Raw genomic sequence first — 12,429 nt, 5'->3', positions numbered from 1 at the left:
CAGGGCGGGGCGGGGGTCAAGCGCGGCCGCTACTCCGCCGCCTGGCGCCCGGGCAGCAGGTCCGTGGCGTGGGCGGTCGGGTGGCCGAAGCGCCGCTCCAGCACCTGCTCGAACGGCACGTCCTCGGGCTCGACCGCGCCGCCCGAGTGGCAGGCATAGACCTCGGGCCGTTGCGCCTGGGGCGGCTCGATGCCCTGCTGCAGATCGCGCGCCAGGCCCAGCACCAGCTTTCGGAACTGCACGATACCGGCGTCCGACGGCGTCAGGGTCTCCCGCGCGCGGTCGGCGATGCGGCCCTGGCTGTCCTGGATCGCCGCGTCCTGCTCCGACAGGCCCGTGATGCCCATGAACAGCTTGGTTCGCTGCAGTTCGCGGTCGAGCATGTACTCGTTGGCGCGGTTGCGGTGCGGCACGTAGTTTTCGTCGACCATGGCGTGGACGCTGCGCCCGCTGTCATAGCGTTCCAGCTCCTCGTCGCTGATCGGCCGGTCGGGGCACCAGGTGACGGTGAAGATCCAGCAGTTCTCGTCGTCGACCGGCATCCAGCTCTGCGCCGCGTAGGGCTCGCCGGGGAAGGTGCCCGGCGCCAGCGAATGGTTCGGCACCAGGTACTGGCTGATCCGCCAGTAGAGCTCGCCCGGATCGGCGCGGCGGGCGCCGCCCATGACCAGGCCGCCGTCATGGCCGATCACCTCGAAGGTGGGGGCGCCGTCCTCGTGTATCCACTGCTGGCGCTTGTCGAGATAGACCGGCTTGCCGGTGCCTTCCTCCGACAGCACGCGGTGGACGTAGCTGAAATGCGCCGTGTCGATCGCGCCTTCCAGCGACTGCGCCCAGTTGCACTCCTGCAGCTTCTTTGAGATGTAGCGGTTCTCCGGCGGTACCAGCGCCCACTCGACCATGGGCAGTTCCGGCTCTGCGCCTTCCGGGCCGAACCAGGCCCAGATCTGGCCGCCCCATTCGCGCACCGGATAGGACCGGATGCGCGCAGTCTTCATGATGTTGTCGCGCGCGCGGCCCGGCTGCATGTTGGGGACATCGACGCAGCGGCCGTCGGCGTCGAACTTCCAGCCGTGATAGACGCAGCGCAGGCCGCATTCCTCGTTGCGGCCGAAATAGAGATCGGCGCCGCGGTGGGCGCAGCGCGGTTCGACCAGTCCGACACGGCCGTCACTCTGGCGGAACAGCAGCAGATCCTCGCCCATCAGCTTCATGCGTTTCGGCGGCCGGTCGGCTTCCGCGACCTCCTCGGCCAGGGCGATGGGCTGCCAGAAGCGGCGGAACAACTCGCCCATGGGGGTGCCGGGTCCGGTCCGGGTCAGCAGCTCGTTCTCTTCGCGTGTCAGCATGGCGGTCATCCTCCCCGGATCATGGTAGCAGAAATCACGCCCGCGATGAGTCCCCGGCGGCGAAGGCGACGAGCGCGGCCAGCACGCGGGCGCTCATCGGCGTGGCGACGCCCGCTTCCCTGCCGAGCCGGACGATGGCGCCGAGTCCGGCGTCGAGTTCCAGCGGGCGGCCATTCTCCAGGTCGCGGTGGGTCGAGGAGGTGGCTTCCGCGGGCATGGCGTCGAGCCGCGCCAGCAGGTCGGCCTCGACCGACCGGGGCAGGGCGATGCCACGCGCCCGGGCCACCGCGGCCGCCTCGGCGACAAGGGCCGCGTAGATTTCCCGCATCTCGGCCGAGGAACGCACGGCGCCGAAGGGGGAGCGGGCAAAGCTGGTCACGCCGCTGGTGCCGCACCAGAGCACAAGCTTGGTCCAGAGCGCCGCCATGATGTCCGGCTCGATCCGGGCGTCGATCCCGGCGCCGCGGCAGGCATCGCGGAAGGCGAGGAGGCGCGGGCTCTCGCGGCCATCCGCTTCGCCGAACACCAGTCCCGCCGCGTCGCCCTTGTGCTCGATGACGCCCGGCGCAGCGATGGCCGCGGGCACGTAGGTGAGGCCGGGGACCACATGAGCGGGACCGAGGATCGCGCCCAGCCGTTCGGGCGCCTCGACGCCGTTGAGCACGGAGATCACGGCCGTCTCCGGGCCGAGCAGGGGCCGGCAGCGCGGCGCGGCCTCTTCCAGGTGGTAGGTCTTGACGCAGAACAGCACCACGTCCACCGGCCCGATGACGCCCGGATCGTCGGTGGCGCGGACGGGACTGACGGTGCGGTCGCCCAGCGCGCTCCGCACAGTGAGGCCGTTCGCCTGCATCGCGCGCAGGTGGTCGCCTCGGGCGACGAAGCTGACCTCCTCGCCGGCGTCCGCGAGCCAGCCCCCGAAGAAGCCGCCCAGCCCGCCGGCGCCCATGACGCAAATCTTCATGCGCGATCCCTCCCCGGATGCGGACCATGCCGTCAGCCCGTGGCGCGCGCAATGCCGGCGGGACAGGCCTAATCGCTCTCGTGCAAGTCCTTCTGCCAGCGATAGCCTTCGTCGCGGATCAGTTCCAGCGCGGCGTCGACGACCGCCGGGTCGTAGTAGGTGCCGCGTCCGTCCTCGATCTCCTTCAGGGCGGTTTCGATCCCACGGCTCGGCCGGTAGGGCCGGTGGGAGGTGATGGCGTCCAGCACGTCGGCCACGGAGAGCACACGCGTTTCGTCCAGGATCGCGTCGCCGCGCATGCCGGCCGGATAGCCGCTGCCGTCCAGGCGCTCGTGGTGCTGAAGGATCATCTCCCGAATGGGCCAGGGGAAGTCGGTCCCCTTCAGTATGTCGTAGCCGGTCTCGGGATGAGCCTTGATGATCGCGAACTCGCTGTCGGTCAGCTTGCCCGGCCGGTTCAGGATCTCCGAGGGCACCGAGATCTTGCCGATGTCGTGGATCATGGCTCCGAGACGCAATCCCTCGATCTTGAAGCGGTCCCAGCCGAGCTTGCGCGCGATCTCCACCGACAGGGCGGCGACATTGGCCTGATGACCGCTGGTATAGGGGTCGCGCCGCTCGACCATCGCGGCCACCGCGCCCACGGCGTCGAGTGACGCCTTTTCCAGCCGCGCGCCCAGACTGCGCGCCTGCTCCTCGGCCTCGGTCTGTTCGGTGATGTCGATGATGCTGACCGGTACCTGACGCGCCGCCTCCATGTCCTGTGGCAGGGGCAGCGAAATCACGCAGCGCCGGATCTGGCCGTCGAGGGTGCGCATATCGGTCTCGTGCTGGAAGGTCGCGCGTCCCGACCAGAGCGCACAGAGCAGATTGACGAAGGTGGTTTCGGCTTTCGGTCCGAAAAGCCTGCGAACGTCGGTGCAGAGTTCCTGCACATTCTTCGCACCGAACAGGCGGACTGCCGACGGATTGGCGTGGACGATCTTCACGCTGCCGGCGAGCCTGGCCGTCAGTTCCGGCCGGGCGGCAAGATGGCTCTCCAGGTCTTCGACGCCGTCGCGGCGAAGCTTCTCCAGTTGCCGAAGCGTTACCGTGACATCCTCCTCGAACAGGGCGACGGCGCTGGTCTCGACCAGGTGGGAGAAGCGGTCCCGGCTTTCGCGCACGCGCTGGTCGGCCAACCGCATCCTCTCGACCTCGCGGAGCAGCAGGCCGGTGACGGCGGTGGCCGGCGTCAGGATGACGACGTACGGCCATGCCAGTTCGAAATAGCCCACACCAGTGGCGTCGAACGGCAGGGCGAGGAACCAGAGGACGGCGGCAAGGTGCGCCGCGAGGCTGACCGCCAGCAGGCGCCAGACGCTGATATCGGCGGTCCGTTCGCTGACTGCCTGCCGGACGAGTAGCCCTATCCCGCTGGCGGTGGCGATGACGCAGACGCCGATCAGGGCGCCGCCGCCGCCAAGCCAGATGCGGAAGCCGGCGGCCATCGCGGCTGAGATCGCCGCCACCAGCGGCCCGCCGAACAGCGCCCCCATGGAGAGAACCACGGTGCGGCCATCGAAGATGATGCCGGGCATGACTTCAGTCGCCATGAGCATCGCAGCGATCGCCGCGGCGCCGAAAAGAAGGCCGGGGAGAACCCCACGCCGAAGGCCGCTCCCGCTTCCCTGCTCGGCAATGAAGCGCTGGAGGAAGCATAGTGCCAGAACGAGGCTGGCATTCTGCGCGAAATCGAGCAGAAGGATCGGACGTTCTCCCTAAAACGCATGCTCAATCGGCACGATGCCGGTTATAAGAACGCCTTCGTTCAATTCCTGGCAATCAAAAAATATGCATCGCTTCTATGTCGTTGGCTAAAATTATCCTAAAAACTGTCGGAAATTCAGTAAAGCGGGGAGGAGTGGTCGGATTTTGGCGATGGCAGGGATGTAATGGGCGTGGCGTGCGGAGGCCACAGGGCGCCGACGTTCGCCGTGCCGTCCGTGTCCGGAAAAGTCCCCTGCGACAGTCGGGCGCCTGCAAACGTCGGCACGCAACAGAAATTGCAGACCAGCACATTTCTGGGAAATCTCGCAAGATGAGGACACAAAGGGCGCGCGGGGCTGCGCGCGACAGTTCCGGCTAAATGAGCTGGCTACATGTGGATGTCGACCGGCACGACGACGGTCGCCGCCGGCACCCTGCGCAGGATGTCCCGCGCGATGTCCTTGACGGCCGCTTCCGCGTCATCCTCTTCGGGGAGGCCCCAGAGGATGCCGCCCTCGCCACCGTGCCAGACGCCGTCGAGGTCGACGATCGCCCAGGGGCCGCCGATGTCCTCGGCGTCCATGATCCGTATCGCGTCTTCCGGCGACAGGATCAGGTCCTCATCCCGGGCCTCCCCGCATTCCGTCACTTCGGTGACGGTGCCGGTGGCCCCGCAGCGCGGGCAGGGGTCACCCTCCGCCGGGTCGGGCTTCCTTCCGAACAGGCTCGACAGGAATCCCGTCTTCTCCACCAGCCGCCCGCTGCCTTCGCACAGGCTACAGGTGACCTCGCGCTCCGTGCGTTTCACGACCTCAGGGGGCGCAAACTCGGACGACCAGCGCCCGCCGATTTCGTACCAGTCGTATTTCGGGAAGGGCTGGACGGTCGAGACAGCGACAATCATGCCGTTCTCCACCCGATAGCTCTCGCCGTGATACTCCCGGGTCCGGTTGGCGAGTTCGGCAAGCCGCTCGAGCGGCGTCTCTGCGGTCATGTCATTCGGAATACCGGCTTCCTGCAGGCGGGCGTCCAGTTCGAGGCGGCACTGGCGGGACGTCATGCGCCAGTTCGCCGACATGTAGCCATCGTGATCCGGCGGCTCGGCCTCGGACAGCCGATAGGCTTCCGTATCGTCGCTCATGCTCATGTCGGAATAAGGCATCAGGCGGTCGATGACGGCTGAATCGGGATGCTTTCCGGTTGCTCTCGGATCCTCCGGCAACAGGACGTAGACCAGTGCGTGCCCCATGCGACTTCTCCTCATTTAGATTGCACAATATCCTGAAATACATCCTATGAGAGCGAGAACGGGAAGGCAACATGTTGCCTGCGACAGCAGGGCGCCTGTGAACCCCGCGCTTCGGGTGTGAAATAGAGGGGAGCCTCTCAGGCAGGATCGGAACGCCCCATGGACCAGTCCCTCGCCGTCGACCTCGCCCGGGTGCAGTTCGCCTTCACGGTCGCCTTCCACATCGTGTTTCCGGCGATCACCATCGGCCTGGCGTCCTACCTCGCCGTGCTGGAGGGGCTGTGGCTGTGGACGGGCCGGGACATCTACCTCCGGGTCTTCCGTTTCTGGCTGAAGATCTTCGCCCTCAGCTTCGGCATGGGCGTCGTCTCCGGCATCGTCATGTCCTACCAGTTCGGCACCAACTGGAGCGTCTTCTCCGACCGGACGGGACCGATCCTCGGCCCGCTTATGGGCTACGAGGTGCTGTCGGCCTTCTTCCTGGAGGCCGGATTCCTCGGCATCATGCTGTTCGGCATGAAGCGGGTGGGGAAGCGCCTGCACTTCACGGCCACGCTGATGGTCGCCTTCGGCACCTTCTTCTCGGCCTTCTGGATCCTGTCGGTGAACAGCTGGATGCAGACGCCCGCCGGCTACGCCATCAACGAAGCCGGCCAGTTCGTGCCGGACGACTGGTGGGACATCGTCTTCAACCCGTCCTTTCCCTACCGCCTCGTGCACATGGTGCTGGCGGCGTATCTCACCACCGCCTTCATCGTCGGCGCGGTCGGCGCCTTCCACCTGCTGCGCGACCGGGCGAACGAGGCGGCGCGGCTGATGTTCTCCATGGCCATGTGGATGGCGGCCCTGGTGGCGCCGGTGCAGATCTTCGCCGGCGATCTGCACGGCCTGAACACGTTGGAGCACCAGCCGGCCAAGGTCGCGGCCATGGAAGGGCATTTCGAGACGCAGCGTGGCGCGCCGCTGATCCTGTTCGGCTGGCCCGACATGGCGGCGGAGGAAACACGCTACGCGATCGAGATCCCGAAACTCGGCAGTCTGATCCTGACCCATGAATGGAAAGGCGAGGTTCAGGGCCTGAAGGCCTTCCCGTCGGAGAACCGGCCGAACGCGACGGTCGTGTTCTGGAGTTTCCGGATCATGGTGGCGCTGGGCGCCGCCATGGCGCTGGTGGGGTTCTGGAGCCTGTGGCTGCGTTGGCGCAGAAAACTGTTCGACAGCGGCTGGCTGCTCCGCGCCGGCGTCGTCATGGGCCCGTCGGGCATCGTCGCGGTGCTGGCCGGCTGGGTGACGACCGAGGTCGGGCGTCAGCCCTGGACGGTCTACGGCCTGCTGCGGACCTCCCAGTCGGCCTCGGAGATCGACGCCGGGACGGTCGGGACCTCGCTGGCCGTCTTCGTCGTCACCTATTTCGCCGTCTTCGGCGCGGGCGCGGTCTACATGCTGCGGCTGATGGCGACGACGCCGGGCACGCCGGAGGCGGAGGAGGCCGAACCCGGTCCCACACGTGCGGCGCCCCGCGAAAGCGCGATGAAGGAGGGCCGCCATGCCTGAACTCGCCTATGTATGGGCCTGCCTGATCGTCTTCTCCGTCCTGCTCTACGTCGCCCTGGACGGTTTCGACCTGGGCATCGGCATCCTGTTCCCGCTGCTGAAGGACGATGCGCGCCGGGACGTCGCGATGAACTCCGTCGCGCCGGTCTGGGACGGCAACGAGACCTGGCTGGTCCTCGGCGGCGGCGGGCTGTTCGCGGTCTTCCCGCTGGCCTACGCCGTGGTCATGCCGGCGCTCTACATCCCCGTCATCGTGATGCTGGTGGCGCTGATCTTCCGCGGGGTCGCGTTCGAGTTCCGCTGGAAGAGCGAAGGCCGCCGCTGGCTCTGGGACGCCTCCTTCTTCGGCGGTTCGCTCGTCGCGGCGCTGGCGCAGGGTGTGACCCTGGGAGCGCTGGTGCAGGGCATCGCGGTGGAGAACCGGGCCTATGCCGGCGGCCCCTTCGACTGGCTGACGCCCTTCAGCCTGTTCACCGGCGCGGCGCTGATCGCCGGATATGTGCTGCTTGGCGCCACCTGGCTGATCATGAAGACCGAGGGCGGGCTGCGCCGCCAGGCGACGGATTTCGCATGGGCCGCCGGTGTGACCACCTATGTCCTGGTCGCCGTCGTCAGTCTCTGGACGCCGATTCTCGATCCGCTCTATTTCGAACGCTGGTTCCGGGCCCCGATGATCTGGTTCGCCTGGCCTGTGCCGCTGCTGGTCGCGGCGACTGCAGCGATCATGATGCGCGGTCTTCTGCGCGGCGGCGACCGGGCGCCGTTCCTCGCCGCCCAGGGCCTGTTCGTGCTCTGCTTCGTCGGTCTTGGCATCAGCTTCTGGCCGATGATGATCCCGCCGGAGATCACCATCGTGGAGGCGGCGGCGCCGCGGAGCACGCTGATCTTCATGCTGGTCGGCGCCGGTATCCTGTTGCCCATCATTCTGGCCTACACCGCGCACGCCTACTGGGTGTTCCGCGGCAAGGTGCGGGAGGGAGAGGGTTACCATTGAGCGTGCCGGCGATTCCTGAAAGACTCCGCCGGGTCCTTTGGTTCGTGGCGATCTGGGCGTGCGGCGTTGCCGCACTGGGGCTTGCGAGCTTGCTCCTGAAGCTGATTCTTGCCTAGATCGTGACCGCTGCCTGTCGACTGAGCACTTTCGAGGAGAACGCCGTGCGCCACCTGTCCGTCCTTTCCGCCGCTGTCCTGTCCACCCTTGCCGCCACGGGCGCTTCGGCCCATCCGGGCCATGGCGAGCCGGTCACCGGCATCGTCGGACTGGTCGCGCACTGGGTCTCCGATCCGGCCCATTTCGCCATCGTGCTCGCCGCCGCGGGGCTGGGCGTCGGCCTCGCTGTCGCGCTCCATCGGCGCGAGCGCGTGCGGGTGCGCAACCGCCGCCGCTGAGGCCGAGAGTCGGGTCGGCGCGTTGAAGCGCCGGCGGCCGAATCCCATCTCCCGGTTGCCCCGTTCGCGTATCGGAGCGGCAGCATGGCCCGGAACAGAGAAGACCAGACCGCGTATGAAAGTCTGGAACTGACGGAAACGCCCGCCGTGGCGACGCGTTCCCACCTGCTCGAATCGATCGAGGACTACTGGCGCGACCGCCGTGACGGCGGCCGGTTGCCGGATCACGGCGACTTTTCCCCGGAGAAGCTGCTGCCCTGGGTCGGTCATGCCAGCCTGATCGACGTGGGCGAGGGCGGCCGGGCGTTCCGCTGGCGTCTGCAGGGCTCGCGCTTTGCCGAGGTCACCGGGCGCGACGACGACGGGCGCTGGTTCCGGGAAGCCTATGACGGCCAGGTCCTGAAGGGCTTCGAGCGTATCTGCCTCGCAGCCGCCGAGCATCGCGAGCCGGCCGGATTCCGCGGCGAACTGCGCGTGGCGGGTGGAACGGCGGTGGCGTTCCTGGTTCTCGTGCTGCCGCTGGCCGAGGAGACCGACGAGGTCGACCGCCTCGTCCTCGCCGTCGATTTCCTGTCCTAGACGGGCCGTCGCCGCCCGCACTAGGATCGCGCGGCGAACCGGAGGGGGAGGGCGTCATGACCAGCGAGTTCATCACCGTGGAGACCGTCGGAAGGGTCGCCACCGTCACCTTCGACCGGCCGGACGCGCTCAACGCCCTGACTGCCGAGATGCTGCGCCAGACGGGCAACGCGCTGGAAGGGTTTGCGCGCTCGGACGAGGTCGGCGTGGTGGTCCTCACCGGCGCGGGACGCGCCTTCACCGCCGGCGTCGATCTCAAGGCGCTGCAGGCGACCGGCCGCGACCTGACCGCCGGTGATGTGGGCGAGGAGTTGAACGAAGCCGCCCGCCGGGTGCAGCGCCTGATGGAACACATGCCCCAGGCGGTGATCGCCAAGGTCAACGGCTTCTGCTTCACCGGGGGTGTGGAGCTGATGCTCGCCGCCGACATCGCCATCGCCGCCGAGGAGGCAAAGTTTGGCGACACCCATGCGAAGATCGGCCTGCGTCCCACCTGGGGCATGACCCAGCGGCTGGCGCGCCGTGTCGGCATGCAGCGCGCCAGGGAGCTCTCCTTCACTGCGCGCACGATCACCGGCGTCGAGGCGGCGCAATGCGGCCTCGTCATGGAAGCGGTGCCGCTGGCCGAGCTCGACGCCCATGTCGCGAAGCTGGCCGCTGGGATCGCCGAGAACAGCGCCGGCTCCATCGCGGCCTACAAGGATCTCTACCGCAAGTCGGAGAATGCGGGTCTCGACGATGGCCTCCGCTATGAGGCCGAAGCGGTCTACGAGATCGCCGATGTCGGCGAACGCATGGGCGCGATCCTGGCGCGGCTGAAGGGCTGAGCGGTCGTTCTCCGGCCGTTACGAAAGTTTACATGCCGGGTCTTGGCCACGCGCGGGCCAGAGGGCCATAGTCGAGCGGCTCACAACAGCGGCGGCGCTCCATGGCAAGATTTCCGACACTCGGCAGACGGCAGTTCCTGAGCCTTGGCGCGCTGTCGGCGGCCGGCCTGCTGATCGGCTGCAGTCCGGAACTCGACACCATCGCCGCCTTCTCCGAGACCGACGGGAAGGATGCCTTCCGCAACGCCTGGCTTCACATTGACGGCGACGGCGCGATCACCTTCTTCGTGCCGGCCTCGGAGATGGGGCAGGGCGTGCAGACCGCGCTCACCATGATCGTCGCCGAGGAAATGGACGCCGACTGGACCGCCATACGCACGGTGTTCGCGCCCTATCACGCCGCCTTCGACAATCCGGATTACATGGTCCAGGTGACCGGCGGCAGCAATTCGGTGACCAGCCATTGGGAGAAGCTCAGGAAGCTGGGCGCGGCCGCGCGCATGATGCTGGTGGAGGCCGCCGCGGAGAGCTGGGGCGTGGCGGCCGCGGACTGCGCCACCGAAGGGTCAAGGGTCCGCCATCCGGACGGCCGGTCGGCGGGCTATGGCGAACTCGCGGCCGCCGCGGCCCGGCTCTCGCCGCCTTCCGATCCGCCGCTCAAGGACGCCGCCTCCTTCCGGCTGGTGGGTCAGCCGGTCCGGCGGCTCGATACGCCGGGCAAGATTAGCGGCGCGCCGATCTATGGCATCGATGTCCGGCTGCCGGACATGCTCTACGCGACCGTGGCCCAGTCCCCGGTCGTCGGCGGAACCATCGCGGGAATGGACGAAGCCGCTGCCCTGGCCTCGCCCGGGGTGCGGGCCGTGGTGCCGATCCACAACGGCGTCGCCGTCGTTGCCGACAGTTTCTGGCGCGCGAAGAAGGGACTCGAGGCGCTCTCGGTCGCTTGGGACGACGGGCCCAATGCGGACGAGAGCAGCGCGCGCTTCACCGGGGCGATGAAGGCGTCGCTGGCAGACATGGCGACGCGGAATTTCGACGGGGCGGCGCATCGCCTGGATGTCGAATACCAGACGCCGCTGCTGGCGCATCAGCCGCTGGAACCGATGAACTGCACCGCCCACGTGACGGTGGACTTCTGCCGGGTCTGGGCGCCCACCCAGAACCAGCAATCGGCCTCGGCAGCGATCCGGGAGGTCACGGGATTGCCGAAGGACCGGATCGAGATCAACACCACGCATCTCGGCGGCGGTTTCGGGCGGCGACTCGAGAGCGATTTCGTGCGCCAGGCGGTGACCGTCGCCAGGGCCATCGGCAAGCCCGTGAAGCTGCTCTGGACGCGCGAGGAAGACATGCGCCACGACTTCTACCGCCCGATGTCGCGAGTCCGCTTCCAGATTGCGCTCGGCCAGGACGGCATGCCGACGAACTGGCGCGTAAAGGTCGCCGAGCCTTCGCATTTCCAGCGTGCGCTCGACGACAACCTTCCGCATCTGGCCTGGATCCCGGTGGAATCGATCATCGGCGACGTCAACATGGGCGCGGGACTCAGCCGCTCCTTCGTCGAAACCAACCCGTTTCCCTATGCCGTCGACGATCTCGACGTCGATACCGAGATCATGGGCTTCGCGCTGCCGACGGGCTCCCACCGCTCGGTGCAGCACTCGCTATCGGGCTTCTGCAAGGAGGCCGTGGTCGACGAGTGCGCCCACGCGGCCGGGATCGATCCGGTCGAATACCGCCGCCGGCTGCTGGCGGGGGAGCCGCGCTATCTCGGCGTGCTGGAACTGGCGGCGGAAAAGGCGGGCTGGGGCGAGGCGCCGGAGGGCCGTTTCCAGGGTATTGCCGTGCACCGCTCCTTCGGCACCTGGGTTGCGGAGGTCGCCGAGATTTCGGTCGGCGGCGCGGGGGAACTGACGATCCACCGCATCGTCTGCGCAGTCGACTGCGGCCGCGTGATAAACCCGGCCATCGCCGAATCGCAGGTCCACGGCGCCGTGCTCTGGGGTCTGGAGGGGGCGCTGTTCAGCGAGATCACCGTCGAGGGCGGGCGCGTCGAGCAGAGCAACTTCCACGACTACCGCGTCATGCATCTGAGCGAGGCGCCGCCGGTCGAGGTCCATTTCATCGACGGCGACGCCCATCCGACGGGCCTGGGAGAGCCGGGTACGCCGCCCGCGGCCGGCGCGCTGGTCAACGCGATCTTTGCCGCGACCGGGCGGCGCATCCGCGAGCTTCCGCTGACCCGCCACGGCTTCAGCGTCTGAGACGCCTGCAACGGAGAGACGCCGCCATGTTCACGCTCAACGTCAATGGCCGCAGGCTCCGGGTCGATGTCGAACCCGACACGCCGCTGCTCTGGGTGCTGCGCGACACCATGGGTCTGGTCGGCACCCGTTTCGGCTGCGGCGCTGGGCTCTGCGGCGCCTGCACCGTACATCTCGATGGCGTCGCCACCCGGACGTGCGTGTTGCCGGTCGAGGCGGTGGGCGAGGCTAGGATCACCACGATCGAGGGGCTGTCGCCGGACAACGCTCATCCGGTGCAGCAGGCCTGGGCGGAGATCGACGTGCCTCAGTGCGGCTACTGCCAGTCCGGGCAGATCATGGCTGCGGCGGCGCTGTTGGCGGAAAACCCGTCGCCGAGCGATGCCGATATCGATGCGGCAATGACCAACATCTGCCGGTGCGGCACCTACGCCCGTATCCGCCGCGGCATTCACCGCGCCGCCGAGATTCGCGCGGGCAAGGCCTGATCCGGTAGCAGGCG

The 12,429-nt window shown here is 67.9% G+C and carries 11 protein-coding genes; 7 read left to right on the top strand and 4 right to left on the bottom strand.

What is annotated here, in order from left to right; all coding sequences use genetic code 11:
• Positions 1 to 29: 29 nt before the first annotated feature.
• The 4 genes from TEF_13150 to TEF_13135 form a co-directional block, all read right to left on the bottom strand.
• On the bottom strand, positions 30 to 1,349 hold the full coding sequence (locus TEF_13150) for a ring-hydroxylating oxygenase subunit alpha (GenBank protein ID ANK83470.1): 1,320 nt from the start codon (positions 1,347 to 1,349) through the stop codon (positions 30 to 32).
• A 34-nt stretch (positions 1,350 to 1,383) separates the two neighbouring features.
• Complete coding sequence (locus TEF_13145) at positions 1,384 to 2,313, bottom strand: hypothetical protein (GenBank protein ID ANK81635.1); 930 nt, start codon at positions 2,311 to 2,313, stop codon at positions 1,384 to 1,386.
• A 68-nt stretch (positions 2,314 to 2,381) separates the two neighbouring features.
• A complete protein-coding gene (locus tag TEF_13140) occupies positions 2,382 to 3,914 on the bottom strand; it encodes a hypothetical protein (protein ID ANK81634.1) in 1,533 nt (510 codons plus the stop codon).
• A gap of 536 nt (positions 3,915 to 4,450) precedes the next feature.
• Positions 4,451 to 5,311 carry a hypothetical protein gene (locus TEF_13135; GenBank protein ID ANK81633.1) on the bottom strand — a complete coding sequence of 287 codons (861 nt, stop codon included), beginning with the start codon at positions 5,309 to 5,311 and terminating at the stop codon, positions 4,451 to 4,453.
• 159 nt (positions 5,312 to 5,470) lie between these two features.
• On the opposite strand from TEF_13135, the gene TEF_13130 reads away from it, so the two are divergent.
• The 7 genes from TEF_13130 (at position 5,471) to TEF_13100 (ending at position 12,415) form a co-directional block, all read left to right on the top strand.
• A complete protein-coding gene (locus TEF_13130) occupies positions 5,471 to 6,865 on the top strand; it encodes a cytochrome D ubiquinol oxidase subunit I (protein ANK81632.1) in 1,395 nt (464 codons plus the stop codon).
• On the top strand, positions 6,858 to 7,859 hold the full coding sequence (locus TEF_13125; GenBank protein ANK81631.1) for a cytochrome d ubiquinol oxidase subunit II: 1,002 nt from the start codon (positions 6,858 to 6,860) through the stop codon (positions 7,857 to 7,859). The genes TEF_13130 and TEF_13125 overlap by 8 nt, the downstream gene beginning before the upstream one ends.
• 119 nt (positions 7,860 to 7,978) lie before the next feature.
• Positions 7,979 to 8,254, top strand: coding sequence for a hypothetical protein (locus TEF_13120; GenBank protein ANK81630.1), 276 nt, complete (start codon positions 7,979 to 7,981; stop codon positions 8,252 to 8,254).
• Positions 8,255 to 8,338: 84 nt separating this feature from the next.
• Positions 8,339 to 8,833 carry a hypothetical protein gene (locus TEF_13115; GenBank protein ANK81629.1) on the top strand — a complete coding sequence of 165 codons (495 nt, stop codon included), beginning with the start codon at positions 8,339 to 8,341 and terminating at the stop codon, positions 8,831 to 8,833.
• Between the two features lie 56 nt (positions 8,834 to 8,889).
• Complete coding sequence (locus TEF_13110) at positions 8,890 to 9,660, top strand: hypothetical protein (GenBank protein ANK81628.1); 771 nt, start codon at positions 8,890 to 8,892, stop codon at positions 9,658 to 9,660.
• Between the two features lie 101 nt (positions 9,661 to 9,761).
• Positions 9,762 to 11,927 (top strand): hypothetical protein, encoded by a 2,166-nt coding sequence (locus TEF_13105; GenBank protein ANK81627.1) that lies wholly within the window; start codon positions 9,762 to 9,764, stop codon positions 11,925 to 11,927.
• A 26-nt stretch (positions 11,928 to 11,953) separates the two neighbouring features.
• Positions 11,954 to 12,415: a (2Fe-2S)-binding protein gene (locus tag TEF_13100; GenBank protein ID ANK81626.1), complete on the top strand. Its 462-nt coding sequence runs from the start codon at positions 11,954 to 11,956 to the stop codon at positions 12,413 to 12,415.
• Positions 12,416 to 12,429: the final 14 nt, after the last annotated feature.

It is taken from the genome of Rhizobiales bacterium NRL2, from assembly GCA_001664005.1.
Lineage (GTDB): Bacteria > Pseudomonadota > Alphaproteobacteria > Minwuiales > Minwuiaceae > Minwuia.
This window is presented reverse-complemented; position numbering and strand designations above follow the sequence as displayed.

What these genes read in the sequence shown, in the direction of transcription:
- TEF_13150 (ANK83470.1), bottom strand. Translation starts at nt 1,349, where the DNA reads ATGCTGACACGCGAAGAGAACGAGCTGCTGACCCGGACCGGACCCGGC.
- TEF_13145 (ANK81635.1), bottom strand. Translation starts at nt 2,313, where the DNA reads ATGAAGATTTGCGTCATGGGCGCCGGCGGGCTGGGCGGCTTCTTCGGG.
- TEF_13140 (ANK81634.1), bottom strand. Translation starts at nt 3,914, where the DNA reads ATGCTCATGGCGACTGAAGTCATGCCCGGCATCATCTTCGATGGCCGC.
- TEF_13135 (ANK81633.1), bottom strand. Translation starts at nt 5,311, where the DNA reads ATGGGGCACGCACTGGTCTACGTCCTGTTGCCGGAGGATCCGAGAGCA.
- TEF_13130 (ANK81632.1), top strand. Translation starts at nt 5,471, where the DNA reads ATGGACCAGTCCCTCGCCGTCGACCTCGCCCGGGTGCAGTTCGCCTTC.
- TEF_13125 (ANK81631.1), top strand. Translation starts at nt 6,858, where the DNA reads ATGCCTGAACTCGCCTATGTATGGGCCTGCCTGATCGTCTTCTCCGTC.
- TEF_13115 (ANK81629.1), top strand. Translation starts at nt 8,339, where the DNA reads ATGGCCCGGAACAGAGAAGACCAGACCGCGTATGAAAGTCTGGAACTG.
- TEF_13110 (ANK81628.1), top strand. Translation starts at nt 8,890, where the DNA reads ATGACCAGCGAGTTCATCACCGTGGAGACCGTCGGAAGGGTCGCCACC.
- TEF_13105 (ANK81627.1), top strand. Translation starts at nt 9,762, where the DNA reads ATGGCAAGATTTCCGACACTCGGCAGACGGCAGTTCCTGAGCCTTGGC.
- TEF_13100 (ANK81626.1), top strand. Translation starts at nt 11,954, where the DNA reads ATGTTCACGCTCAACGTCAATGGCCGCAGGCTCCGGGTCGATGTCGAA.